We start from the raw sequence: 26014 nt of genomic DNA on the forward strand, positions 1-26014 counted from the left end.
ATGATTGACTTTATTGATTTAAAAGCACAGCAAAATCGAATTAAAGATAAAATTGATGCTGGTATTCAGAATGTATTGACGCATGGTCAATATATCTTAGGGCCAGAAGTAATTGAACTAGAAGAAAAACTTGCTGCTTATGTTGGAGCTAAGCATTGTATTACTTGTGCCAATGGGACAGATGCATTACAGATTGCACAAATGGCATTTGGAATCGGGCCAGGTGATGAGGTGATTACTCCGGGCTTTACTTATATTGCAACCGCTGAAACGGTTGCATTGTTAGGCGCAAAACCTGTCTATGTCGATGTAAATCCAAAAACTTATAATTTAGATGTTGAAAAATTAGAGGCGGCGATTACACCTCGAACTAAGGCTATTATCCCTGTAAGTTTATATGGTCAATGTGCAGACTTTGATGCAATCAATGCGATTGCTGTAAAGTATGGTATCCCTGTAATTGAAGATGCTGCACAAAGTTTTGGTGCGACTTATAAAGGTCGTAAAAGCTGTAACCTAAGTACAGTTGCTTGTACTAGTTTCTTTCCAAGTAAACCATTAGGGTGCTATGGAGATGGTGGCGCTATTTTTACTAATGATGATGAGCTGGCAAAAGTTATTCGTCAAATTGCACGTCATGGTCAAGATAAGCGTTATCACCATATTCGTGTAGGCGTGAATAGTCGTTTAGATACAATTCAGGCAGCAATTTTATTACCAAAATTAGAAATTTTGGATGATGAAATGCAAGCACGTCAAAAAGTAGCTGAAGTTTATAATCAACTATTTAATAAAGCTGGTATTAATACTACTCCATTTGTAGAGTCATATAATACGAGTGCTTGGGCACAATATACGATTCAGGTTGATAATCGTGCTGAGGTGCAAGAGAAATTAAAAGCACAAGGTATTCCAACTGCGGTGCATTACCCAATTCCTCTGAATAAACAACCTGCTGTAGCGGATAGTGAGGTTCATCTTCCTGTTGGGGATGCTATTGCGGAAAAAGTAATGAGCTTACCTATGCATCCTTACTTGACTGTTGAAGCTCAAGAGAAAATTGTTCAAGCTTTAGGTTGATTTAACAGTGAAAAGCCTTCTTGTAAAGATTAATAATAAGTTAAATGCTCAAGGAGGCTTTTTAAAAGCAGTATCAGTCCTTGTTGGGGGTACGGCTTTTGCTCAAGGTCTAGCTGTTCTTGCTCTACCTTTGTTAACAAGATTATATAGTCCCGCAGGGTTCTCTATATTTGCAGTTTATACTTCTATACTAGGTATCCTTACAGTTGCCAGCTGTTTGCGTTTTGAAATTGCCATACCAATACCTATTGATGATAAAGAAGCAGTGGCTTTAACTGTATTGGCACTAATAAGTAATTTTTTTATATCTATTTTAATAGGGTTAATAATTTGGTTTTTTCATGCAGATATTATAAATTTATTGAATAAACCAGAGTTTGAACAACTAATTTGGTTGATACCCATAGGAGTTTTTTTTTCCGGGATGTACACTGCTCTTCAGTATTGGGCCACTCGAAAAAAAAGCTTTACCTTAATAGCGAAAACACGGGTAGTACAATCTGTAAGTGGTACTTCTACACAGCTTATTATGGGAACAATGGGGTATTCAGCTATAGGCTTAGTAATTGGACAAATTATAAAAATCTCAGCTGGGATTCGAAAGTTAGGTATAAACTTTTGGAATGAAACAATCATTTTATTAAAGAGTTTAGATACTAAATATTTATGTTTAGTATTCAAAAAGAATGATCAATTTCCAAAGTATTCTACACTTGACTCTTTAGCCAATTCTGCTGGTATTCAGCTGCCTATATTAATTATTGCAACACTTACTTTAGGGTCGGAAGTAGGGTATTTAATGATTGCAATGCAGGTAATGGCTATTCCTATCCAACTTATCAGTGGAGCAGTTTCACAAGTTTATTTAGCAGATGCACCTATAGCATATGAAAATAAAACAATAAAAAAATATACCCAAATAATATTAGAAAGTTTAATTAAATATGGTGTAAGTGGATTAATTTTTATTGGTATTTTAAGCCCTATATTTTCAAAATACATATTTGGGATGGAATGGGCAAAAGTAGGATTTATTATTAGTTGGATGGTGCCTTGGTTCGCTTTTCAATTATTAGCATCACCAATTTCTATGATAATGCATATTGCTGGAAAACAAAAGCAAATGCTTTTATTAACTATTTTTGGTTTTTGTTTGCGTATAGGTATGCTTTATGGGCAGTTTTATATAAATCCCTCTTATTTAATAGAAACATATGCTATTTCTGGCGGAATATTTTATTTTATTTGCTATATTATTTTTTCTGGTACAGCTGGGCTTGTAATTAAAGATCATCTTTTTTTATTAAAAAGATCATTTTTATTCATATTTTTAATAACTTTTATAAGTTTGATATTTGCTGTTTTATTAAGAGAGGTAGGATTGTGAAAGCTTTATTAAAGCAAATTATATTTGCTTTTTTACCTTGTATACATTTTTTCTTGTGTATCTTTTTTGATAAAAAATATTTAAGAGGAAAGCATTTTGATAAGAATCTTAATGGATATATTTTTTCTCTTAAATCGCTGTGGGTAAAAAACATACTTCGCTTGAACAAGCCCATGCCCTTTCCTACAGGTTTAACATGCTTGATTTCTAATCCATTAAATATTCATTTTCACCCTGATGATTTGAATAATTTTCAATCACCAGGAACTTATTTCCAAAATTTTAATGCGCAGATATATATAGGAAAGGGTTCTTATATTGCTCCAAATGTAGGAATAATTACTGCTAATCATGATTTAGCAGACTTAGATGCTCATATGGATGGTTCTGATGTAATCATTGGTGAAAAATGTTGGATTGGAATGAATAGTGTAATTTTACCTGGTGTAGAACTTGGTAATAGAACAATCGTGGCAGCTGGTACGGTAGTAACAAAAAGTTTTAAACAAGGTAATATTGTGCTTGGTGGTGTACCTGCTAAGATTATTAAGGAAATTAACTGATGAAAATTTTAACTGTTTTAGGCGCAAGACCACAGTTTATTAAAGCTGCTGCTTTTTCAAGAGAAGTACAAAGATATTCTAATATTGAAGAAATAATTGTGCATACTGGACAGCACTATGATGCAAATATGTCTGATATTTTTTTTCTGGAAATGGGAATACCAAAGCCAAAGTATATGCTGCAAACAGGCGGAAAAACTCATGGTGCGATGACGGGGCAACAATTAGAAAAGATTGAAGAGATATTACTAAATGAAAAGCCAGATTTAGTTTTAGTATATGGAGATACTAACTCAACTTTAGCAGGAGCTTTAGCGGCAGTTAAATTACATATTCCAATTGCTCATGTTGAGGCAGGGTTACGTTCCTTTAATCGCCAAATGCCAGAAGAAATTAACCGTATATTAACAGATCAGATTAGCGACTATTTGTTTGTGCCAAGTTTAGGAGCAAAGCAAAACTTACTCAATGAAGGTTTAAGTGAAAACAAAATTTTCATAGTTGGTGATATTATGTATGATGTTGCATTATATTATAAAGAGAAAATGGTCAAGCCATATTGGTTTGATACACTGAATTTAGAAAGTTTTGTTTTATGTACTATTCATCGAGCAGAAAATACAGATGATATTAGTAAATTGCAGAATATACTTAAAGGTTTAGAATTGTCAAATAAAAATATTATTTTACCATTACATCCAAGAACAGTGAAGAAAATTAAAGAGTACAACTTATCTCTATCAAAAAATATTTATATTGTTGAACCAGTTGGTTATTTAGAAATGGTTTGGTTGGAGGTAAATAGCCAATTAATTGTCACTGATTCTGGTGGTGTTCAGAAAGAAGCCTATTTCCATAATAAGTATTGTATAACTTTGAGGGAAGAAACGGAATGGGTGGAATTAGTTAGTAATGGCTATAATGTTTTAGCGGGTTCTAACCCAGATTTAATTAGTTCAACATTAGCTAACAAGACGAATAGTGAAATATTAAATAAAGATATTTATGGTAATGGAGATACATCACAGAAGATATTAAATATAATTGGAGAGTCTAAGTGAGAGTATTCCTAATAGCAGAATTTTTTCCTCCTATGAATATGATTGGGGCCGTTAGGCCTTATCAATTAGCTAAATTTTTAGTAGAAAAAGGTTATGAAGTAACAGTCTTTACCTCTTATGAAGATAATCATTCATCAAAAGATTATCTTGTCGATTTTAATGGAATAGAGGTTATTAGTGTTGCTCCAAGTAAAATGGTATCTATTCTTGACTATGAGAACCCCCAAGCTAATAAACTAAAAATATTAAAGCAAATATCTAGAAATATATTATACCCTGATCATTTTATAGTTAAGAAAAATAATTACTTAAAAGAAATTAATCAATATATTGAGAAGAATGGTATTCCTGAAATAATGTTTTCAATGGGGTTGCCATTTTCCTTACATTGTGTGGCAAGTAGTATAAAGATTAAGTTTCCTGAAATTAAATGGATAGCAGATAATAGAGACCTATGGGCAACAACTACTTATAGACGTATGCCAATGTTTTTAAGATCATTTGATAAAAAGTATGAAATAAAAACTTTTCAAAAAGCTGATTTAGTATTAGTTGTGACTAATCATATGAAAAGTGCAATGGAACAATATCTTAAAAATAAAATAAGTGTAGTGCGTAATGGTTTTTTAGAAGATTCGGTAAATTCTTCTACTACTATTGGTAAAAATTTTGTATATACAGGCGGTTTATATGGTGGATTAAGAGATCTTACCCCTTTATTAGAAGCTTTATGTGAAATTCAATCTACTCAAACTTTAGAGTTTTATGGTAGTGATAAAAATGTAGTGGAAGATTATATACAGAGTTATCCTCAGCTTAGAATAAATAATAATAGTAAACTACCTAGAGATAAAATCTTAGAGATCCAAAATAATGCTGAATATCTGATTATAGCTTTAGGTAAAAGTGCTTTTGAAAAAGGGGTGTTAACGGGTAAGTTCTATGAATATATTCGTGCTAGAAGACCGATTATTGCTTTATGTGATGAGGACGGTGAGCTTGCATATTTAATTAATAAATATAATCTAGGAGTGGCAACCCGAGATTCTAAAAAAATAGCAAAATTTATATTAAATAACCAACAACAGTATACTAGTGTGCCTCATGAGCTCACTTCAAATTATCAATTTGAGAATTTGCTCACAATTCTGAATGAATCCGACTAATATCAGGTTGCTTATGTTATATAAAGTTTCATCTTCATCTGCGACTGGTTTTAAGGCTAGTACATGCTACTTTTTGCTTCTATTTTGTTCTTTTTTTAGCATAAATTCTCTACCAATTAACCCAGTTTACTGTTTAGGTATCCCTCTAGTACTTTTATCATTTCTCTTTTTAAAAACAAATATAGATAAGTTTCAATTTGGATTTTATATATATTTTTTAATTTCCTGTATAATGTTTACAATTGGTAGCTATTATTTTTCTTCTATAAATAGAGAGGTGGCTACTTTTTCAACTATACTTTATTTGTATTGTATCTTATTAGGAGCCCAAGTTGTAGGAGTAGGGTTGTCTATAAGTATACATAAAAGAAAAAAAATATATAATTTAGTATTTAATTTTTTAATAATTTTTATGTTATTAGAGTTAATACTTCGGTTTTTATACGCGGGTCATTCTGGTTCTTTCTATGATTATAAAGCCAGTTTTTTCTTTTCAGATTCAAATTTCACCTCTTTTGTTATTTTATTTTTTCTTATGTTTTCTATGTTTCTAAAGGATAGAGGAATATGGGATTTAGGTAAGATAAAATTTTTAATCTTATTGCTTTTACTTGTTATGACTTTTTCAAGAGCTAGTATTATTTCTTTTTTTATTAGCTATATCTTTTCTAAGTCTAGTAGTAAGTTCAGAACTCCTGTTTTTGTTATATTTCTTATTATTTATTTTTACTCTTCTTATTTGTTGGTTAATAAATATATTGCAGGAAATAGCTATGTCGATATTGATGGAAGTTTTAATAGTAAGTTTTATATAATTTCAGTTGCTATCGATAATTATTCTTTAATGCCATATTATAATAAACTGTTTGGTATCGGTTTAAGTAATTTTACATACTATGCAGATGGTCGTTTTGCTCATAATATGCTTGTTACGTTAGTTTATGAATTTGGAATATTAGGTTCTTTAAGTTTTATCATTTTTCTATTCTATGCTTATAAAAAAATTGGTAAAGATTTTACTTATATTTTGGTGCCCTTGCTTGTGGCAGGTTTTTCTTTATTTTCTGCATATATGCCTTTTTTCTTTGTATTAATTAGCTGTATATATGTCGAGTTAAAAGATCAGCGATCTAATCAATATTTTACTGGATAATATTATGAAAGTTCTATTTGTTATTAATTCGCTAAAATCAAGATCTGGTACTGAGCGTGTAGCAATTGATTTAGCTAATTATTTGGCATTATCTCCGGCTAATAAAATATTTATTGCTAATAGAGATACTGATAAGTCTAATGCAGCTTATCTGATAAATAAGGAGGTTGATATTATTCCGTGTGAAGGGAATTATTTGAATTTTTTTCTAAAACTTAAAAAAAATATTGAATTAAATGAATATGATATTTTGATAGTTCATAATATGGGAAGGTTAACACTTCTTTGTCTTTGGCTCTCTAATATTATAAAAATAATTTCTTTAGAACATTCTTCTTTTGTTAGTAGATCTAAACTTGTACGTACTCTTAGTAAGATTTTCTATAAAAAGGTTAATAAAGTGGTAACTTTAACCTCTCATGAATGTTTAAATTTTTCTAAGATTCATAAAAATGTATTACAAATACCGAATTTTTCCTCTTATTTTGACTCTTCTAGAACTATTAGTTTTCCAAAGAAAAATATTGCGATTTCAGTAGGCCGTTTAGATGAAAATAAAAATAATATTCATATACTGAAAGCTTGGCATAAGCAAATTGATTCATTGCAAGATTGGGAATTGCATATTTATGGTGATGGTGATCAAAAAGAGAGTCTAGTTAACTTTGTAAAAGACAATAATTTGAAAAATGTTTTTTTTAAAGGTGTGACTCAACAACCAAATCGTGTCTATGAAGAAGCGAGTTTTTTTATAATGTCTTCTAAATTTGAGGGTTTGCCAATGGTTTTGGTTGAAGCTCAGTGTTTTGGTCTTCCTATTATTTCTTACGATTGTCCTTATGGGCCTAGCGATGTTATCCAAGATCAAATTAATGGTTTTTTAGTGGAGAATCAAAATATTGATGCATTAGGCGAGGCAATTTTGCAATTAACTTCTTCTGAAAACTTATTAAGAGTTTTTTCGGAAAAAGCTTTAGTAAGTGCAAAAAAATATCAACCAGAGAAAATTATCGAAATTTGGAACAGTAAAGTTTTAAAAGGATAAAAATATGTTTTCTGTCTTAAGTTCTATCTATTCCAAAGAACAACCAGCATTTTTGAATGCTTGTTTAGAAAGTATCTGGGATAATCAAAATTTAAAACCTAATGAAATTATTTTAGTTTTGGATGGTCCAATAGGGGAGGAACTTACCGCTTGTGTACAAAAATGGCAAGTAAAAATTGGTAATTTACTGAATGTGGTGGCTTTACCCCAGAATGTGGGCTTAGGTAAAGCACTAAACGAAGGTTTAAAACATTGTCAATATGACTGGGTCTTTCGTATGGATACGGATGATATTTGTACTCCAGATCGTTTTGAAAAGCAGGTTGCTTTTATACAACAGAATCCTGAAGTTGTTCTATTTAGTGGACAAGTAATGGAGTTTGATAAAAATATTTCTGATGCAAATGTTCTTAAGGCTGTACCAGTAGCACATGAAGAAATAAAAAAATTTGCTCAAAAGCGTTGCCCTTTTAATCATATGACTGTGGCCTATAAGCGAGATGTAATTTTAGGATTAGGTGGTTATCAGCACCATTTATTTATGGAAGACTACAATTTGTGGTTACGTGTGATTGGTAATGGCTACCAAGTTGCAAATCTTCCAGATGTACTTTTATATGCTCGTGTTGGTAATGGCATGCACGCACGTCGTAAAGGTTTCCAATATATTAAAAGTGAAAAACAGTTACTAGATTTAAAAAAACAACTAAAGTTACAAAATCCTCTATATGCTAATATGCTGTTTCTGGTACGGTCTGCATTTAGACTATTGCCAGCAAATTTATTGGGTACAATTTATAATACCTTTCTCCGTAAAGATATTAAAAAATGAGTGAATGAAAATATGAAGCGTTTAGTAGACATAGTCATTTCTTTAATAGCTTTAACTGTTCTGTCGCCAATATTTCTGATTGTTGCTTATAAGGTCCGTAAAAATTTAGGGTCACCAATATTCTTTTATCAAGAAAGACCTGGAAAGAACGGAAAATTATTTAAAATGATTAAGTTCCGTTCCATGAAGGACGCTTTTGATGCTCAAGGAAACGCGTTGCCCGATGAGGCACGCATTACTCCATTTGGTCAAAAATTGCGCTCCACGAGCCTAGATGAAATGCCGCAATTGATTAATGTGCTTAAAGGTGACATGAGCGTAGTTGGACCCCGTCCAATGCTTAAAGACTTTGTTGCATTATATTCACCAGAACAGGCACGTCGTTTAGAAGTGCGTCCGGGAATGACAGGTTTGGCTCAGGTAAGTGGCCGTAATGAACTCGATTATGAAGAGCGATTTAAGTGTGATGTGTGGTATGTCGATAATCACAGTGTTTGGGTTGACTTTAAAATTATGTTTAAAACAGTCAAAGTGATGACTAGACGTGAAGGCATTAACGCGCCAGGACATGTTGGACCATCTTTATTTAAAGGTAATGATGCGCCAGAAAATGTTGATTCTTCTGTAAAGTAAAATTTATATCTTGAAATCTTTGTTATGATCAAAAAAGCAGTTTTACCAGTAGCCGGTCTAGGCACACGTTTTTTACCGGCAAGCAAGTCAATTCCAAAAGAAATGGTAACAGTCGTTGACCGTCCAGCCATTGAATATGTGGTACGTGAAGCGGTTGAAGCGGGAATAGAGCAAATTATTTTGGTGACTCACTCTTCAAAAGCATCAATTGAAAATTATTTTGACCGTAACTTTGAACTAGAAACCACATTAGAGCAAAAAAAGAAGTTTGATTTGCTTGCAGAAATTACCCAAATTGTTCCACCCCATGTGAGTGTCGTAAGTGTTAGGCAACCTCAGCCTTTAGGCTTAGGGCATGCGGTTTTATGTGCAAAGAGTATTGTGGGGGGCGATGATTTTGCCGTGTTATTACCGGATGTGTTGGTGAAAGACAACTCTGGTCGAAATGATTTAACCCGTATGATTGCACGTTATAATGCAAGACAAGCTGCACAGATTATGGTAGAAGCAGTACCTGATGACCTTGTTGATCAATATGGGATTGTAGATGTAGCGCACAGTCCTAATGAAGGTGAAAGCATTACCATGCAAGGCATTGTTGAAAAACCTGCTGTTGGCTCTGCACCTTCTAATCTTTCTGTGGTTGGTCGCTATATTTTACCTGCAAAGATTATGCAACTTTTGGAAAATACGCCAAAAGGTGCAGGTAATGAAATTCAATTAACAGATGCGATTGCGATGTTACAAGAGACAGATATTGTTGAAGCTTATCGTATGCAAGGGCAAACTTTTGACTGTGGTAGTAAACTTGGCTATTTAAAGGCTGTCTTACATTATGGGCTTGAGCACCCTAAATTAGGTGCAGAATTTAAACAGCTCATTAAAGAACTTAAGTTATAGTATTTTGTAGCTCTGCTTAAGTATTTGTAAAAACTGCTGAATATAATAAAGAGTCAGTATATTCTCTTCCCATGACGGGAAGAGAAATCTATAGAATATTAAAAAATCAGGTGTGCAATGAAAATCGCAGTGTTTGGAATCACCTTACACGCTGGTGTAATGGCAGCATTACTAGCTGAATATGGCAATCAGATTTATTGGTGTACAAGTGTCACCTGCGAAGAAAATGTTTCTGTACTTTCCTATCAAGATCAAGAAGTTAATAATTATTTGAATAAACAAAGAAAAGCGGGTTTTTTAAAAGAAAGTCCTTTTTCTGCCATTCCTCTGGATGTTGAAGTTTATTTATTCTGTTTTAGTCCGACACAAATCCAGCTTGCTTTAAATACGGTTGAAAAGTTAAGTCAACGTCCTATTGTTCATCCTCGGTTAATGGTAAATGGTTCTACGTTTGGTTTACATGGAACTGATCAGTTAAAACAATATTTGCCAAAAGACGAGTGGGTATATTTTCCTGATGTGATTCAAGAAGGAAATGCCATTAACAGTGTATTGAATGTGAAGCATGTCATTGTTGGTGTTGAGTCCAATCATGCGCGGGATACAATGCAAGAGCTGTTACGCCCCTTCTTCCGTTTTAGTTATCAATATTTATTTATGCCGATTTTAGATGCTGAATTTACCAAGCTCAGTATCTCTGGCATGTTAGCGACTCGCATTAGCTATATGAATGATTTAGCCATGGTGGCCGAGAAACTCGGTATTGATATTGCTAATGTGAAACATGGTATTGCTGCTGATACTCGTATTGGAGCAGCTTATTTGTCGGCCGGTGTAGGTTTCGGTGGTGAAAACTTTTCTCATGATATTTTAACGCTTTCTAGTACTGTTTCTGAAACTGGGGCGAAAAGCCGACTTTTAGAGCAAGTTTGGGCCATTAATGAACAACAAAAAGAAATTTTATTCCGTAAATTATGGAATTATTATCATTGTAATTTGAATGGGAAAACCGTAGCCATTTGGGGCGCATCTTTCAAAGAAAACACCTCAAGCATACATAACTCCCCAATTCATATTTTATTGGCTGCATTATGGGCGCAAGGTGTAACTGTACGTTTGCATGATCCACAAGCATTAGATGAAATTGCCACCACATATGGTGAGCGTGAAGATTTAGTACTCTGTACTGATCAATATGAGGCTGTTCAAGGTGCACATGCATTATGTTTAGTTACCGCATGGAAACAGTACTGGAGTCCAGACTTTAAGCGGTTACAACAAATGATGGAGCATCCTTTAATTTTGGATGGGCGTAATATTTATGACCCGGCATATGTAAAGACCAAGGGCTTTGCTTATGAAGGAGTAGGTCGTTTATGAGTAAATCTATCGAGAAATTTCCTAAAGAATTAGTTTCGCCTTTAGTAAAGTTGCAATCTTTAGGTGAGAAAAATTCAAAATTACAGATAAAAGAATTGTTCGCTTCAGAACCAGGTCGCTTTCAAAAATATTCTATAAAATTCGATCAGCTACTTTTTGATTATAGTAAGCATCGTGTGACTCAAGACAGTTTGGAACAATTGATTGCTCTAGCTAAAAGTAAAAAATTAAATCAATGGATTGAACGCCTTTTTTCACAGGATAAAGTAAATTGTACTGAGCAACGGGCAGCCATGCACTGGGCATTGCGTTTACCACCAGACTATTCAAAGTTTCCAGATTTAACAGAGCAAGTCCATAGTCAGTTACAACGCATGTATACCTTAGTGGAAAAAATCCATGCTGGGCAATATCGTGGTGCCACTGGCGAAGTGATTCAGGACGTTGTCAATATTGGAGTAGGTGGATCCGATTTAGGACCACAAATGGTTACTCATGCCTTGTCTGATTTCAAGGTAAAAACGGCTAAGCCTTTAAATGTTCACTTTGTTTCAACGATGGATGGTAGTCAGTTGTCGGAGTTACTCCATCAACTTCGTCCAGAAACAACACTCTTTATTATTTCTTCGAAGTCTTTTGGCACGATTGATACCTTATCGAATGCTCAAACGGTGCGTCAGTGGCTTGAAAAAGCCTTAGGAAAACATGCCAGAGTTTTAAAAAGTCATTTCGTTGGAGTATCAACAAAAGCGGACAAAATGGCTGAATGGGGAATTGCCCCTGAAAACCAATTACTACTTTGGGATTGGGTTGGCGGTCGTTATTCATTATGGTCATGTATTGGTTTACCTATTGCTCTAACGATTGGTGTTGAAGGCTTCCAACAACTATTAGCTGGTGCTCATGCAATAGATGAACATTTCCAAAATACAAGTTTTGAGCAGAATATCCCTGTTTTAATGGGATTGTTGGGTGTTTGGAATAATAATTTTCTCAATATTCAAACCCATGCTGTATTGCCTTATGATGGACGCTTAAAGTATTTTGCTGCGTATTTGCAACAGCTTGAAATGGAATCTAATGGCAAATCGGTGCAACGTAGTGGTCAGAAGGTCGAGTTAGATACTTGTCCAATTGTATGGGGGGAGGTAGGTCCAAATGCTCAACATGCCTTCTATCAATTATTACACCAAGGGACACAAGCTGTAAGTTGTGACTTTATTGCGCCGATTCAACGTTACAATTCTGACCATTTTACCTATGTTGAAAATGCTGAGGCATTGGTAGAACAGCATCATCTTGCATTATCGAATTGTTTGGCACAATCACGATTATTGGCTTTTGGTAATGAGGCGTTAGACTCAACTGAGTTAGAAAAATTACCAATTCATAAACAATATGAAGGCAACCAACCAAGCTCAACAGTATTATTAAAAGAGCTGAATCCGTATAGTTTGGGAATGTTGATTGCTTTATATGAGCATAAAGTTTTTGTGCAGTCTGTAATCTGGAATATTAACCCGTTTGACCAATGGGGTGTCGAAAAAGGCAAACAGATTGCTGATCAGCTATTACCTATTTTAAATGGTGTCCAAAATGATCTTTCATCATTGGATGCCTCAACACGTGGATTAATTAAAATATTATTGGGAAAAGTAGATGGCTAAAATCCTAGTTACTGGTGGCGCTGGCTATATTGGTTCACACACCTGTGTAGAACTTTTAAACGCTGGCCATGAAGTTATTGTTTTTGATAATCTATCAAACAGTTCAGAAGAGTCGTTAACGAGAGTTCAAGATATTACACAAAAGAGCTTAGCTTTTATACAAGGTGATATCCGTAATGCAGATGAGCTTGATCGTGTGTTCCAGGATCATGCACTTGAAGCTGTAATCCACTTCGCAGGTTTAAAAGCAGTGGGTGAAAGTCAGGAAAAGCCGCTGATTTATTTTGATAATAATATTGCGGGCAGTATTCAACTTGTTAAGTCGATGGAAAAGGCAGGTGTCCATACTCTCGTATTTAGTTCTTCTGCGACAGTATATGATGAAGCCAATATTTCTCCATTAAATGAAGATATGCCAACAGGTATGCCGAGTAATAACTATGGCTATACTAAACTCATTGTTGAGCAGTTATTACAGAAATTATCAGAGTCAAATTCTGAATGGTCAATAGCTTTGCTACGTTACTTTAACCCCGTAGGTGCACATACGAGTGGACGTATTGGTGAAGACCCGCAAGGTATTCCAAATAATTTAATGCCATATGTGACGCAAGTTGCTGTTGGTCGCCGTGAGAAATTGTCTATTTATGGTAATGACTATGACACAGTAGATGGTACTGGTGTACGTGACTATATCCATGTGGTTGACTTAGCTAATGCACATTTATGTGCTCTAAATAACCGCTTACAGGCAAAAGGTTGCCGTGCATGGAATATTGGCACGGGTAATGGCTCATCTGTGTTGCAAGTTAAAAATACATTTGAACAGGTTAATGGTATCCCCGTTGCTTTTGAGTTTGCGTCACGTCGAGCAGGTGATGTAGCGACTTCTTTTGCAGATAACGCCCGTGCAGTTGCTGAGTTAGGCTGGCAGCCGCAATATGGTTTAGAGGATATGCTTAAGGATAGCTGGAATTGGCAGAAGCAGAATCCAGAAGGATATAAAAATAGATATTAAATTAATATCTAACTTTATAGATAGAAAGTAATAATATATTTATGTCAAAACATAAGTGATTGTTATGAAGTACTTTTAGATTCTAATATATAATATTTTATTTAAGGCCTATTTATTAAAATAGGCCTTAAATAAATATTATATCATTAAATTTTTCAATTTCTTGGAAAAAAAATGATTAAATCAATTCAGTATTTAAGAGGACTAGCGGCACTTGCAGTTGTATTACATCATGCTAGTGGGGCAATATTAGTACATTATGCTGTAGAGCAAAAAGATTTTTATTCATGGGGAGCTGGAGGAGTAGACTTATTCTTTATTATTTCTGGTTTTATTATGATGTATATTACTTTTGGGAAAGAAATTAACGTAAAAGATTTTTTGTATAAAAGAATAATAAGAATTTATCCAATTTTTTATGTTTACGCTACTATAGCGTTAATGATCTTTCTTATTAGTCCGAACTCTATTAATAGAAGTGCATCACTCCCAACGAAAGTATTACCTTCTTATTTGCTGATTCCATATACCGAATTTGTTAATCTTGTTCAAGTAGCATGGACTTTAGTTTATGAAGTACATTTTTATTTTCTATTTGCCCTATCTTTATTGTTTTTTAATAAGTATAGATATATATTTGCTGGACTTTTTTTATCTTTTTTCTCAATATCTAGTTTATTAAATTATGAATCATTTTATTTAAAATATATATCAGATCCTATTATCTTAGAATTTTTATTAGGAATGATATTGTTTTTTTTAGTTTCTAAGAAAATTACAAAAGATTTGGTGTGTTTAATAATTTTTGCCTTTATAGCTTTCCTGATTTTAAAATTTAATAATGGATTGCCTGAAAGAATAATTTATTATGGTCTTCCATCCTTTGTTTTAATGTATCTACTTTTAAGTTTAGACTATAAAGGGCTTTCTTTAAGTAAGGATAATATAGTATCTAAAGTTCTTTTAAAATTAGGAGACTCTTCTTATTCTCTTTATCTTTCACATTCATTTGTACTTGGAGCTGGAGTTATTGTATTAAATAGAATGCATCTTATAAATAACAATACGGTTCAGGTAATGATTTTTATTCTAAGTATTTGTGCAGTGATTTGGGGGTGGATTTCATACAAATTTATAGAAAAACCATTAATAAATTTTTTTATACAAAAAGATTTTTATAAATTTTTTTTAAAAAATAAAAAGCAAAATTTAACATAATAAGGTTAATTCTAAATAGTGAATATTTTAGTAATATTCACTATTTAAATTTTTAGTTATAATGTAATCAAAATAAAATTTAAAAAAGAAGTAAAAAAATAACTTTTCCCTCTCTTTAAAAGATGAAGCATTTAAGACTGAATCAACCCAGTCAACTCATCTACATAATACTGCATTGGCTGAGCTTGACGGTCTGCACAGCTTTCAATATTGAGACGTAGTAAGGGCTCAGTGTTTGAAGCACGGACGTTAAAGCGCCATGCGCCAAAGTCCAAACTTACACCATCAGTACGGTCAATTTGCGGTTGCTGTTCTGCGTAGTAATCAAAAATCTTTTGAATAGTAGTTTGTGTGTTTTCCACTTTAAAGTTGATTTCACCGCTACAAGGGAACTTGGTAATCATATTTTCAACGAGGGTTGAAAGAGATTGCTCGGTTTCAGAAAGTAGGGCAATGGTGAGTAACCACGGAATCATACCGCTGTCGCAATAAGCAAAGTCACGGAAGTAGTGATGAGCGCTCATCTCTCCACCATATACGGCATTATGTTCACGCATTACATCTTTAATAAAAGCATGACCAGATTTTGACTGTACAGCAACGCCGTTGTATTGATTAACAATATCAAAGGTGTTCCAAACCAACCGTGGGTCATGAACAATTTTTTCGCCAGATTGTTTAATCAAGAAAGCTTGAGCCAATAGACCAACAATGTAGTAGCCTTCAATGAACTGACCCTTTTCATCAAATAGGAAACAGCGGTCAAAGTCGCCATCCCAAGCGATCCCCATATCTGCTTGATGCTCAATTACAGCATTACGGGTACTGTCACGGTTTTCAATTAAAATTGGGTTGGGAATCCCATTTGGGAACGTACCATCTGCTTCATGATGAATTTTGATAAATTCGACAGGAATATTGAGTGTTTTAAATTTTTCTTCAATGGCATCAATGACGTGGCCAGCAGCGCCATTACCTGCGTTTACCACTAACTTTAATGGACGAATCTTTGCTGGATTAATGTAAGTTAATAAATGCTCAATAAATTCTGGCAAAATATTATAGTTTTGAGTTGTTCCTTTCTGGCTAACTTCTTCAAATTGATTTGTTTCTGCTAAAGCTTGAATTTCTTTTAAACCTGTATCGGCACTAATTGGACGAGCATTTTCTCGTACCAGTTTCATACCGTTATAGTCCATTGGGTTATGACTAGCGGTAACTTCAATACCACCTTGTACATCTAAATGGAAAGCGGCGAAGTAAACTTCTTCAGTACCAGTCATGCCCAAATCAAGAACATTCACACCCGCATCATTTAAACCGTGGATGGTCGCTTGTTTTAAAGCCTCACTGCTTAGGCGAATATCGCAACCTACAACCACAGTCTTTGGTTTGTAGATTTGTCCGTAAGCGCGGCCAATTTTATAGGCGATTTCTTCATTCAATTCGGTGCCGAGTTTGCCTCGGATATCATAAGCTTTAAAACACGTTAAAGTAGTCATTATTCAATTCAATACAAGTGGTTTGAGTTGTGTGCACATTATACATAGATCATTAAAAAGGTATGTTTATAGTTTTTATATTCAAGTTTTACGCTTCATTTCTGTAGATTAGATTTAAATTTATAAGAATGTTTTTTTGAGACTTTAGTCTAATAAGAAAATTTATAAATTATAAATAGCTTGATTTTACTTGGCACTATTGGTAATACCAATTTTGATGATTATTTAATGCTTGAACTTGCTAATGCTCGTGTTTATGATGAGATCTGTGGTTTAAGGAATAACATTTGCACGTAAATTTTAATTGGTCATACCAATTGTGCTGAATGTTTAAAATTTTAAGGTACAAAAAATTCGCCCCAGCATTTCAAGGAGATGACAATGCTCAATATGTGGCAACAACTTTATGACCCTTTAAATAATATTTGGCTGTCCAGTGCGGTTGCATTAATCCCGATTATTTTCTTCTTTTTGGCCTTGGCGGTTTTTCGTTTAAAAGGCAGTATTGCGGGTACAGGCACAGTCATTATTGCATTGTTGATCGCTCTCTTTTTCTATCAAATGCCGGGTCAAATGGCCTTTGCATCCATTATTTATGGTTTCTTCTACGGTCTATGGCCAATTTCATGGATCATTATTGGGGCAGTCTTTCTATATAAAATTTCGGTAAAAACAGGCCAGTTTGAGGTGATTCGCTCAAGCATTTTGTCAATTACCGAAGATCAGCGCCTACAAATGTTACTGGTTGGCTTTGCTTTTGGTACGTTCCTTGAAGGGGCTGCCGGTTTTGGTGCCCCTGTCGCAATTACCGCTGCACTACTCGTTGGTTTAGGTTTTAAACCACTTTACGCTGCAGGCTTATGTTTGATTGTGAATACTGCGCCAGTTGCATTTGGTGCGATGGGTATTCCAATTATTGTGGCGGGGCAGGTTTCTGGTGTAGATACCATGGAAATTAGCCAGATGGTTGGACGTCAGTTGCCGTTTTTAACGCTGATTGTGCTGTTCTGGATTATGGCGATTATGGATGGCTGGCGTGGTGTTAAGGAAACTTGGCCTGCGGTGTTAGTTGGTGGAGGTGCTTTTGCGATTGCACAATATCTAACATCTAACTTTATTGGTCCTGAATTACCTGATATTACAGCGGCAATTGCTTCATTGGTCAGCCTGACTGTGTTGTTCCGTTTTTGGAAACCAAAACATATTTTCCGTTTTGAACCTGAAGCTGGTCAAACGCTAACTCAACAACCTACAACAATTCAGCGTTATAGCATTGGAAAAATTGCTAAGGCGTGGTCTCCATTTGCGATCTTAACAGTGATGGTCACCATTTGGAGTGTTAAGCCATTTAAAGCATTATTTGCAAAAGATGGGGCACTGGAACATTTAATTTTTAAACTTGAAGTGCCGTATTTGCATAAATTGGTCGAAAAAATGCCGCCGATTGTGGCAGAGATGAAGCCATATGAAGCGATTTATAAGTTTGACTGGTTCTCTGCGACAGGTACTGCAATTTTTATTGCTGCAATCATCACCGCTATTTTCTTGAAAATGAAAGCGAGTGAGGCAGTAACGACCTTTGGTGAAACACTAAATGAGTTAAAAACACCGATTTACTCAATTGGTATGGTGTTGTCTTTTGCTTTTATTGCGAACTATTCAGGTTTATCTGCAACTTTAGCTTTGGCTCTATCGCATACGGGTCATGCGTTTACTTTCTTCTCGCCATTTTTGGGTTGGCTTGGTGTGTTTCTTACGGGTTCAGATACATCTTCAAATGCTTTGTTCTCCGCATTACAAGCGACCACTGCTCAGCAGATTGGTATTCCAGAAGTGTTGCTTGTAGCAGCGAATACCAGTGGTGGTGTGACAGGTAAGATGATTTCTCCCCAGTCAATTGCAATTGCTTGTGCAGCAGTAGGCTTGGTTGGAAAAGAATCTGACTTGTTCCGTTTCACGGTAAAACATAGCATCATATTCACTGTCTTTGTTGGCATCATTATTACGGTTCAGGCTTATCTGGTTCCGTGGATGATCCCATAACTCCAGTGAAGGAAACGCGATGAGAATCTCCGATCAAGTGGTCATGAAATTGCAGGCATTAATTGAAGAGCGTCACATGAGAAAAGGTGACCGTTTGCCTGCCGAGCGCCAGCTTGCAATAAGCTTAGGAGTTTCTCGTCCTTCTTTGCGTGAAGCGATTCAACAGCTCAATAGTCAAGGTGTGCTTATTAGCCGTCGGGGGGATGGTACTTATATTCAACAGTTACCTGAACAGTGGCCACAGCAACTCATTGTGAACCCGATTAGCAACCTGATTGAAGAAGATCCATTATATCGTTTTGATGTACAAGAGGCGCGGTTATTACTTGAGGGGGGGACTGCGTGGTATGCCGCATTACGTTCAACGCCTGAAGACCGTGCTAAAATTCATCATTATTTTAATGAAATTAGTCGCCATCAAAATGCGGGTGACTCAGCGCAGGCTGCGGTGGCAGATGCAGAATTCCACTTAGCGATTGCAGAAGCTTCGCATAATGTAGTGCTGATTCAAATGATGCGTAGCCTGTTTGATTTACTGCAATACAACGTCTTGTTAGGGCGTAAAAAAGTTTATAACGACCCCGTAAATGGTGACTTGCTAAGTGAGCAGCATTTTCAGGTGATGGATGCTATTGATCGTAAAGATCCCGAGGCCGCACGCCAAGCTGTCTGCGGTCATATTGAATTTGTGATTAATCATGTGCGTTCTCTGGATGAAGACGAAGCTCGCCAGAAACGTGCAAATCGTTTAAATAGAGTTGATTCAAAATGATTATTTCTTCTGGCAATGATTATCGTGCTGCGGCACAGCGTCGCTTACCCCCGTTTTTATTTCATTACATTGATGGTGGAGCGTATTCGGAACATACCTTAAAGCGTAACGTACAAGATTTGTCAGAAATTGCATTGCGTCAACGTGTGCTGAATGACATGTCAGCGTTAAGTTTAGAGACAAAACTGTTTAATGAAACTTTATCGATGCCGGTTGCGTTGGCTCCTGTCGGTTTAACAGGCATGTATGCGCGCCGTGGTGAAGTTCAAGCCGCGATGGCAGCCGATAAAAAGGGTATTCCATTTACGCTTTCAACGGTTTCGGTCTGTCCGATTGAAGAAGTTGCACCTGCAATTAGCCGACCAATGTGGTTCCAGCTTTATGTATTACGTGACCGTGGTTTTATGCGTAATGCTTTGGAACGTGCAAAAGCGGCAGGCTGCTCAACACTGGTGTTTACTGTAGATATGCCTGTGCCGGGTGCGCGTTATCGCGATGCCCATTCGGGAATGAGTGGACCAAATGCTGCAATGCGTCGTTATATGCAGTCTATGTTCCATCCGCATTGGTCATGGAATGTGGGCTTAATGGGACGTCCGCACGACTTGGGCAATATCTCTAAATATTTAGGCAAACCGACTGGGCTTGAAGACTATATCGGCTGGTTGGGTTCGAACTTTGACCCATCGATTTCATGGAAAGACCTTGAGTGGATTCGTGAGTTTTGGGATGGTCCAATGGTGATTAAAGGTATTTTAGATCCAGAAGATGCTAAAGATGCTGTGCGTTTTGGTGCTGACGGTATTGTGGTGTCTAACCATGGTGGTCGTCAGTTAGATGGCGTGATGTCATCTGCTCGTGCATTGCCTGCAATTGCTGATGCAGTTAAAGGTGATTTGGCTATTTTGGCTGACTCAGGCATTCGTAATGGTTTAGATGTGGTACGTATGTTGGCACTTGGTGCTGATACGGTTTTACTGGGTCGCGCATTTGTGTATGCCTTGGCAGCAGCAGGTGGGCAAGGGGTGTCGAACTTGCTTGATTTGATTGATAAGGAAATGCGTGTTGCGATGACGCTGACGGGTGCTAAGTCGATTTCGGATATTAATGCGGATTGTTTAGTACAGGCGATGAAGCTCTAACATTTTCGTATTAACTTTGATGATATCGGCACGACGGAGTCTTATCGGAAAAAGTTCAATGTAAGTAGCTAATTGACGTTACTTTTTTAAAAAAGTAACCAAAAACCTTTGCTATTCACAAAACCTGTTCTCTGTTTTTCACCAATCAAAGTAATTGCAAAAACAGTAATTTTTAGAATTCGGGCAGGTTGTGAATAGCGTTAACGCGTAGCCAATTTTTTATAAAGTCTAAATAATAAAATTCCGTCGTGCTGATCTAGTTTTAGCATGGATAAGGTACAGCTAGATCTTATATGGATGACCAAAAGGAAACCATCATGCAAACATTTTCTCCTCAAGTAGTGATTGAACGTTTACAGAATATTGTAGGGCGTTCACATGTTTTGACCGATGACCAAAGTACACGCCAGTATCGCCAAGGTCGTCGTTTTGGTGAGGGGAAAGTGCTTGCTGTGGTGGTACCGGGCACATTGCTAGAGCAATGGCAGGTGCTCCAAGCTGCAATTGAGGCAGACTGTATTGTGATTATGCAGGCGGCCAATACAGGGCTTACCGGTGGTTCAACCCCATATGGTGATGATTATGACCGTCCTGTGTTGGTCATGAGTACCCGCCGATTAAAGGGGATTCAGGTCATTCACGAGGGTAAGCAAGTGATTTGTTTACCGGGTGCGACCTTAGATAATTTAGAGCAAATTTTAAAAGGTTATGATCGTGAACCACATTCCGTGATTGGTTCATCTTGTATTGGGGCTTCGGTACTTGGCGGTGTGTGTAATAACTCGGGCGGTGCCTTGGTACGCCGTGGTCCTGCGTATACTGAACTGGCGTTATATGCTCAGGTGAATGCTGCTGGTCAATTAGAACTAGTGAATCATTTAGGGGTGAATTTAGGCTCGACACCCGAAGAAATTTTGACTCGTTTAGAGACGCAGCAATACCAAGCCGTAGATATTTTAGATGATGGTGAAAAGCAGGCCTCGGACCATCGCTATGCCCACGATGTGACGCAAGTCGATGAAGATTCACCAGCACGTTTTAATGCTGATCCGTCACGTTTGTTTGAAGCATCTGGTTCGGCGGGTAAAGTCTGTGTTTTTGCTGTACGCCTTGATACGTATGAAAAAGTAGAGAGCAATGTCTTTTATATTGGGACTAATGATGCCGATGATTTAACAGCCATTCGTCGTTATTTACTCACCTCTTTGCCAAGCCTACCGATTGCGGGTGAGTATATTCACCGAGATGCTTATCTGATTGGTGAAAAGTATGGAAAAGACACATTCTTATTTATTGAAAAGTTTGGGACGGCCAATGTTCCCAAAGCTTTTGCGATGAAAGATAAAGTCGATGGCTTTTTAGAAAGATTTAAAATAAAAGGCTTAACTGATCATATTTTACAGGCTATTACGTTCTTTTTACCAAGCCATTTGCCAAAGCGTATGACTGAGTATCGAGACCGTTTTGAGCACCATTTAGTGCTGCGTGTTGAAAATAATTCAAAAGCTCAGACCGAGCAGTTTTTAAAAGAATATTTTGCAGTGCATCAGTCAGGTAGCTATTTCGTCTGTAGTGAAGAGGAAGGGCGAAAGGCTTTCTTACACCGTTTTGCGATTGCAGGAGCTGCAATTCGTTATCGTGATACGCACCGTAGTGAAGTTGAAGATATTGTGGCGCTTGATATTGCTTTGCGTCGTAATGATCGTGAGTGGGTGGAACAATTACCTGCCGAGATGGAAAAGAACATCATCCATAAACTCTATTATGGGCATTTCTTTTGCCATGTGTTCCATCAGGATTATATTCTTAAAAAGGGCAATGACCCGTTAGAAATGGAACATCAAATGTGGAAATTACTGGATGCGCGCCGTGCTGAGTATCCAGCGGAGCATAATGTCGGGCATCTTTATATTGCCAAGCCTGCATTAGCGAACTTTTACCAAAAACTCGACCCAACAAACAGTTTTAATGTGGGGATTGGGCATACCTCAAAACTGAAGTATTGGGGCAAAGCTAAATCTTAAGTTAGAGATATAAAAAAAGGCGCCGAAGCGCCTTTTCTTTTAAAGCTGTTTTATGCTGCTTCTGTTGATTTAGCAAGCACTTCAGCAACTGCTTTAGCAACAGTGTAAACATTGTTCATGTTCAAACCTGCTACACAAATACGACCGCTACGTACTAAGTAGATTGCATATTCTTCACGCAAGATATCAACTTGCTCAGCAGTTAGACCTGTGTAGCTGAACATACCTTTTTGGTTTACAAGGTAGCTAAAGTCACGGTCTGGTAATGCTTTAGTGAGTTCATCTTTTAAGATGCTACGCATTTTAATAATACGCTCACGCATCTCTTTCACTTCACCTTGCCATTGTTGGTTAAGTTCAGCGTCATTTAACACTTCATCAACTAACCAAGCACCTGTTGTCGGTGGGCTAGAGTAAATACGGCGTACAGTCGCTTTTAACTGACCGAATGTGCACTGAGCAGCTTCTGCATCGTCACATACGAAAGTTAAGCCGCCAACACGCTCGCCATATAAAGAGAAGATTTTAGAGAACGAGTTGCTCACAATAAAGTTGAGACCCGCTTGGTCTAAAGCGCGGATTGCATACGCATCTTCTTCCATACCATCGCCAAAACCTTGGTAAGCGATGTCTAGGAAAGGAATAAGGTTACGATCTTTTAATACCGCAATCACTTGATCCCATTGCGCTGGGTTTAAGTCAGCACCAGTTGGGTTATGGCAGCATGGGTGCAATAACACAATGCTTTGCTCAGGCAAAGTTTTAAGTGTAGACAGCATACCGTCAAAATCTACACCACGAGTTTCGTTATCGAAATATGGGTAGAAATGCGTCTTGATGCCAGCGCCATTGAAAATCGCAACGTGGTTATCCCAAGTTGGTTGGCTTACCCAAACATCTGAATTTGGGAAATAGGTTTTTAAGAAGTCAGCACCAACTTTCAATGCACCTGAACCACCAAGAGTTTGGATGGTTACAGCACGACCAGCTTTAACTGCTGGGCTGTTTGCACCAAATAAAAGTGCTTGAATTGCTTCACGGTAAGGTTTGAAGCCTTCCATTGGCAAATAAAGTTTGGTTTTACCGTTCTTAGGCTCAATACGCTTTTGCGCCTCAATAATGGTCTCTAACTGAGGAACAATACTGTCTTCGTTATAGTAAAGACCAATACTCAAGTTTACTTTTTCAGAACGAGTATCAGCATTGAACTGTTCCATTAAAGAGAGAATTGGGTCGCCTGCGTATGGGGGGATATGTTGAAACATCAAAAAAGTCCTTTCATTCAACAATATGCATAGAGTTAAGTTTTTTCTGTTTCGAAAAATACATTACATCTATGTCGATGCTCAATAATGTACCAATAAAGCTACTGTGAAGCACCAGATAATTTCACTAATATCGATATTTTCCAGAAGAAACCATAAAAAAGATTTAAAAGAAATTACGGTAAATAGATACTAATTTATAACTCATGATTTCATTCCAACAGATTGTCTACAATCTTAGTGTCATACATAGGTTGTAGACTAAAGTTTGAAACAAAAGTTTATCGCCCAAAAAACACTTGGGAAAGAACCATAAAACTATAGATAAATTTATATTAAATCTTTGTTTTATAAATACTAATAGATAGGCGACGTAATAGTCTAAATATAAGGTGAAATAAGAGGTCAATCTATAAAAATTGACCTGATGCGTTCTCTGAAGTGTCAACAATCACCTTGATTTTTTTCATTCATACCGCTATAAAAGCCATAATTGATTAAAAATTGTCGACAATATGCAAGATTTGACCTTCGCACCAGAGCCTCTACAAAGTCAGGGTAGAACACTGACCGAGAATGTATTTAAACAAATACAGACGGCTATTGTTTTGGGTCAAATTCCGGCAGGTAGCAAAATATCTGAACCTGAACTGGCACGGACTTATGGCATTAGCCGTGGACCTTTGCGTGAAGCGATTCATCGTCTTGAAGGTCAAAAATTAGTTGAGCGCACTGCACATGTGGGGGCGCGTGTGGTTTCTCTTTCACTACAACAGTTTAAAGAGCTTTACCAGATTCGTGCTTCTTTAGAGGGTTTGGCTTGCAAACTTGCTGCTCAGCATATTGATAAAAAACAAATCTTGGCGCTACGCGATGTATTGCGTATGCATGCTGAAGATGAAAATTTTAAAGCAGGTAAAGGATATTACTTGCAAGAAGGGCAGGACGATTTTCACTACTGCATCATTAAAAGTAGTGGCAATAAAACCCTAGAAAAAATGCTGTGTGATGAGCTTTATCACCTCATCCGTATGTACCGAATTCAGTTTTCAAACACACCTGATCGACCGAGCAAAGCTTGGGACGAACATATCCGTATTTTAGATGCAATTGCAGAAGGCGATGGTGAACTTGCCGAGCTGCTCATGCATCGACATATCAATGCTTCTTACAAAATTATTGAGCAAACACTGCTACAAGCACAAGGAGAATATAACAATGGCTAAACAATCCGCAGGTCAGCTATTTCGCGATGCCGTAGCCCAAGAAAAGCCATTACAAGTGGTTGGAACCATTAACGCCAATCATGCACTTTTGGCAAAACGTGCAGGTTATAAAGCGATTTACTTATCAGGTGGTGGTGTAGCCGCTGGTTCTTTAGGCTTACCTGATTTGGGAATCAGTAACCTTGATGATGTGTTGACAGATGTACGCCGTATTACCGATGTATGTGATCTTCCATTATTGGTCGATGCTGACACAGGTTTTGGTGCTTCTGCATTTAATATTGCGCGTACAACAAAAGCACTCATCAAGTTTGGTGCTGCGGCAATGCACATTGAAGACCAAGTGGGCGCAAAACGTTGTGGTCACCGTCCGAACAAAGCCATTGTGACTCAAGAAGAAATGGTTGACCGTATTAAAGCTGCGGTTGATGCGCGTGGTGATGACAGCTTCGTGATTATGGCGCGTACTGATGCCTTGGCTGTAGACGGTTTGCAAGCTGCAATTGACCGTGCAGGTGCCTACATTGAAGCGGGTGCAGACATGTTGTTCCCTGAAGCAATTACCGAGCTTGATATGTACAAGCAATTTGCTCAAACAACTGGCGCACCAATTTTGGCAAACATTACCGAGTTTGGTTCTACACCACTGTTTACTACTGAAGAGTTAGCATCTGCCGATGTAAGCCTTGCGCTTTATCCGCTTTCTGCTTTCCGTGCGATGAACAAAGCTGCCGAAACTGTGTATGAAACCTTACGTAAAGAAGGCACGCAAAAGAACGTGGTTGATATTATGCAAACGCGTAAAGAGTTATATGAACGCATTAATTACTATGCGTTTGAAGACTACTTAGACAACGCATTTGCTAAAAAGAAATAAGAAGTGAAAACGGTACGAATCCGTCGTGTTTAATAAATAAATTCAGATAGATAGAAAAGG

General features: G+C 36.7%; 22 protein-coding genes. 20 read left to right on the plus strand and 2 right to left on the minus strand.

Going from position 1 to position 26014, the window contains the following annotated elements:
* The 14 genes from RMB03_RS10145 to RMB03_RS10210 all read left to right on the plus strand — a co-directional run bounded on the left by RMB03_RS10145 (window position 1) and on the right by RMB03_RS10210 (window position 15103).
* A complete protein-coding gene (locus RMB03_RS10145) occupies window positions 1–1080 on the plus strand; it encodes a DegT/DnrJ/EryC1/StrS family aminotransferase (RefSeq protein ID WP_311075811.1) in 1080 nt (359 codons plus the stop codon).
* A gap of 7 nt (window positions 1081–1087) precedes the next feature.
* The gene (locus tag RMB03_RS10150) at window positions 1088–2467 is read left to right on the plus strand and encodes an oligosaccharide flippase family protein (protein ID WP_311075813.1); all 1380 of its coding nucleotides are present in this window, start codon (window positions 1088–1090) and stop codon (window positions 2465–2467) included.
* A complete protein-coding gene (locus tag RMB03_RS10155; RefSeq protein WP_311075815.1) occupies window positions 2464–3030 on the plus strand; it encodes an acyltransferase in 567 nt (188 codons plus the stop codon). Before RMB03_RS10150 ends, RMB03_RS10155 begins: the two co-directional genes overlap by 4 nt.
* A complete protein-coding gene (gene wecB / locus RMB03_RS10160) occupies window positions 3030–4091 on the plus strand; it encodes a non-hydrolyzing UDP-N-acetylglucosamine 2-epimerase (RefSeq protein WP_311075817.1) in 1062 nt (353 codons plus the stop codon). Before RMB03_RS10155 ends, wecB begins: the two co-directional genes overlap by 1 nt.
* Window positions 4088–5257 (plus strand): glycosyltransferase, encoded by a 1170-nt coding sequence (locus tag RMB03_RS10165; protein WP_311075819.1) that lies wholly within the window; start codon window positions 4088–4090, stop codon window positions 5255–5257. The genes wecB and RMB03_RS10165 overlap by 4 nt, the downstream gene beginning before the upstream one ends.
* A 13-nt stretch (window positions 5258–5270) precedes the next feature.
* Window positions 5271–6410 carry an O-antigen polymerase gene (locus RMB03_RS10170; protein ID WP_311075821.1) on the plus strand — a complete coding sequence of 380 codons (1140 nt, stop codon included), beginning with the start codon at window positions 5271–5273 and terminating at the stop codon, window positions 6408–6410.
* Window positions 6411–6414: 4 nt separating this feature from the next.
* Window positions 6415–7455, plus strand: a complete 1041-nt coding sequence (locus tag RMB03_RS10175; protein WP_311075823.1) for a glycosyltransferase family 4 protein — start codon at window positions 6415–6417, stop codon at window positions 7453–7455.
* 4 nt (window positions 7456–7459) lie between these two features.
* A complete protein-coding gene (locus tag RMB03_RS10180) occupies window positions 7460–8287 on the plus strand; it encodes a glycosyltransferase (protein ID WP_311075826.1) in 828 nt (275 codons plus the stop codon).
* 12 nt (window positions 8288–8299) lie between these two features.
* Window positions 8300–8920: a sugar transferase gene (locus tag RMB03_RS10185; RefSeq protein ID WP_311075829.1), complete on the plus strand. Its 621-nt coding sequence runs from the start codon at window positions 8300–8302 to the stop codon at window positions 8918–8920.
* 24 nt (window positions 8921–8944) lie between these two features.
* Complete coding sequence (gene galU / locus RMB03_RS10190) at window positions 8945–9820, plus strand: UTP--glucose-1-phosphate uridylyltransferase GalU (protein WP_311075831.1); 876 nt, start codon at window positions 8945–8947, stop codon at window positions 9818–9820.
* A gap of 117 nt (window positions 9821–9937) precedes the next feature.
* A complete protein-coding gene (locus tag RMB03_RS10195) occupies window positions 9938–11200 on the plus strand; it encodes a nucleotide sugar dehydrogenase (protein ID WP_311075832.1) in 1263 nt (420 codons plus the stop codon).
* The gene (gene pgi, locus RMB03_RS10200; RefSeq protein ID WP_311075834.1) at window positions 11197–12867 is read left to right on the plus strand and encodes a glucose-6-phosphate isomerase; all 1671 of its coding nucleotides are present in this window, start codon (window positions 11197–11199) and stop codon (window positions 12865–12867) included. Before RMB03_RS10195 ends, pgi begins: the two co-directional genes overlap by 4 nt.
* Window positions 12860–13885, plus strand: coding sequence for a UDP-glucose 4-epimerase GalE (gene galE, locus RMB03_RS10205; protein WP_311075836.1), 1026 nt, complete (start codon window positions 12860–12862; stop codon window positions 13883–13885). Before pgi ends, galE begins: the two co-directional genes overlap by 8 nt.
* A 174-nt stretch (window positions 13886–14059) precedes the next feature.
* Window positions 14060–15103, plus strand: a complete 1044-nt coding sequence (locus RMB03_RS10210) for an acyltransferase (RefSeq protein ID WP_311075839.1) — start codon at window positions 14060–14062, stop codon at window positions 15101–15103.
* Between the two features lie 131 nt (window positions 15104–15234).
* On the opposite strand, the gene RMB03_RS10215 is transcribed toward RMB03_RS10210, so the two are convergent.
* Window positions 15235–16605, minus strand: a complete 1371-nt coding sequence (locus RMB03_RS10215; protein WP_311075841.1) for a phosphomannomutase CpsG — start codon at window positions 16603–16605, stop codon at window positions 15235–15237.
* A 375-nt stretch (window positions 16606–16980) separates the two neighbouring features.
* On the opposite strand from RMB03_RS10215, the gene lldP reads away from it, so the two are divergent.
* The 4 genes from lldP (at window position 16981) to dld (ending at window position 22586) form a co-directional block, all read left to right on the plus strand.
* Window positions 16981–18648 (plus strand): L-lactate permease, encoded by a 1668-nt coding sequence (gene lldP / locus RMB03_RS10220; RefSeq protein WP_171066162.1) that lies wholly within the window; start codon window positions 16981–16983, stop codon window positions 18646–18648.
* 19 nt (window positions 18649–18667) lie between these two features.
* Complete coding sequence (gene lldR, locus RMB03_RS10225) at window positions 18668–19420, plus strand: transcriptional regulator LldR (RefSeq protein ID WP_311075843.1); 753 nt, start codon at window positions 18668–18670, stop codon at window positions 19418–19420.
* A complete protein-coding gene (gene lldD / locus RMB03_RS10230) occupies window positions 19417–20562 on the plus strand; it encodes an FMN-dependent L-lactate dehydrogenase LldD (RefSeq protein WP_003655715.1) in 1146 nt (381 codons plus the stop codon). The genes lldR and lldD overlap by 4 nt, the downstream gene beginning before the upstream one ends.
* A gap of 317 nt (window positions 20563–20879) precedes the next feature.
* Complete coding sequence (gene dld, locus RMB03_RS10235; RefSeq protein ID WP_311075845.1) at window positions 20880–22586, plus strand: D-lactate dehydrogenase; 1707 nt, start codon at window positions 20880–20882, stop codon at window positions 22584–22586.
* A gap of 50 nt (window positions 22587–22636) precedes the next feature.
* Here the strand turns inward: dld and RMB03_RS10240 are convergent, their stop codons facing one another.
* Window positions 22637–23851 (minus strand): amino acid aminotransferase, encoded by a 1215-nt coding sequence (locus RMB03_RS10240; RefSeq protein WP_003655711.1) that lies wholly within the window; start codon window positions 23849–23851, stop codon window positions 22637–22639.
* A gap of 515 nt (window positions 23852–24366) precedes the next feature.
* Here RMB03_RS10240 and RMB03_RS10245 point away from each other — a divergent pair.
* Together RMB03_RS10245 and prpB are read left to right on the plus strand one after the other, a co-directional pair.
* Window positions 24367–25077: a GntR family transcriptional regulator gene (locus RMB03_RS10245; protein WP_005037608.1), complete on the plus strand. Its 711-nt coding sequence runs from the start codon at window positions 24367–24369 to the stop codon at window positions 25075–25077.
* Entirely contained in the window at window positions 25070–25954 is an 885-nt protein-coding gene (gene prpB / locus RMB03_RS10250) for a methylisocitrate lyase (protein WP_003655707.1), read from the plus strand. The genes RMB03_RS10245 and prpB overlap by 8 nt, the downstream gene beginning before the upstream one ends.
* The last annotated feature ends 60 nt before the right edge of the window (window positions 25955–26014 follow it).

Origin of the sequence: Acinetobacter sp. V91_7 (genome assembly GCF_031799075.1) — a bacterium.
GTDB lineage: Bacteria > Pseudomonadota > Gammaproteobacteria > Pseudomonadales > Moraxellaceae > Acinetobacter > Acinetobacter calcoaceticus.

Coding starts and splice junctions, on each gene's coding strand:
- RMB03_RS10195 (WP_311075832.1), top strand. CDS start 9,938: ATGAAAATCGCAGTGTTTGGAATCACCTTACACGCTGGTGTAATGGCA.
- wecB (WP_311075817.1), top strand. CDS start 3,030: ATGAAAATTTTAACTGTTTTAGGCGCAAGACCACAGTTTATTAAAGCT.
- RMB03_RS10170 (WP_311075821.1), top strand. CDS start 5,271: ATGTTATATAAAGTTTCATCTTCATCTGCGACTGGTTTTAAGGCTAGT.
- lldD (WP_003655715.1), top strand. CDS start 19,417: ATGATTATTTCTTCTGGCAATGATTATCGTGCTGCGGCACAGCGTCGC.
- RMB03_RS10210 (WP_311075839.1), top strand. CDS start 14,060: ATGATTAAATCAATTCAGTATTTAAGAGGACTAGCGGCACTTGCAGTT.
- RMB03_RS10175 (WP_311075823.1), top strand. CDS start 6,415: ATGAAAGTTCTATTTGTTATTAATTCGCTAAAATCAAGATCTGGTACT.
- lldP (WP_171066162.1), top strand. CDS start 16,981: ATGACAATGCTCAATATGTGGCAACAACTTTATGACCCTTTAAATAAT.
- lldR (WP_311075843.1), top strand. CDS start 18,668: ATGAGAATCTCCGATCAAGTGGTCATGAAATTGCAGGCATTAATTGAA.
- galU (WP_311075831.1), top strand. CDS start 8,945: ATGATCAAAAAAGCAGTTTTACCAGTAGCCGGTCTAGGCACACGTTTT.
- RMB03_RS10185 (WP_311075829.1), top strand. CDS start 8,300: ATGAAGCGTTTAGTAGACATAGTCATTTCTTTAATAGCTTTAACTGTT.
- RMB03_RS10180 (WP_311075826.1), top strand. CDS start 7,460: ATGTTTTCTGTCTTAAGTTCTATCTATTCCAAAGAACAACCAGCATTT.
- RMB03_RS10215 (WP_311075841.1), bottom strand. CDS start 16,605: ATGACTACTTTAACGTGTTTTAAAGCTTATGATATCCGAGGCAAACTC.
- RMB03_RS10145 (WP_311075811.1), top strand. CDS start 1: ATGATTGACTTTATTGATTTAAAAGCACAGCAAAATCGAATTAAAGAT.
- dld (WP_311075845.1), top strand. CDS start 20,880: ATGCAAACATTTTCTCCTCAAGTAGTGATTGAACGTTTACAGAATATT.
- galE (WP_311075836.1), top strand. CDS start 12,860: ATGGCTAAAATCCTAGTTACTGGTGGCGCTGGCTATATTGGTTCACAC.
- RMB03_RS10245 (WP_005037608.1), top strand. CDS start 24,367: ATGCAAGATTTGACCTTCGCACCAGAGCCTCTACAAAGTCAGGGTAGA.
- RMB03_RS10240 (WP_003655711.1), bottom strand. CDS start 23,851: ATGTTTCAACATATCCCCCCATACGCAGGCGACCCAATTCTCTCTTTA.
- prpB (WP_003655707.1), top strand. CDS start 25,070: ATGGCTAAACAATCCGCAGGTCAGCTATTTCGCGATGCCGTAGCCCAA.
- pgi (WP_311075834.1), top strand. CDS start 11,197: ATGAGTAAATCTATCGAGAAATTTCCTAAAGAATTAGTTTCGCCTTTA.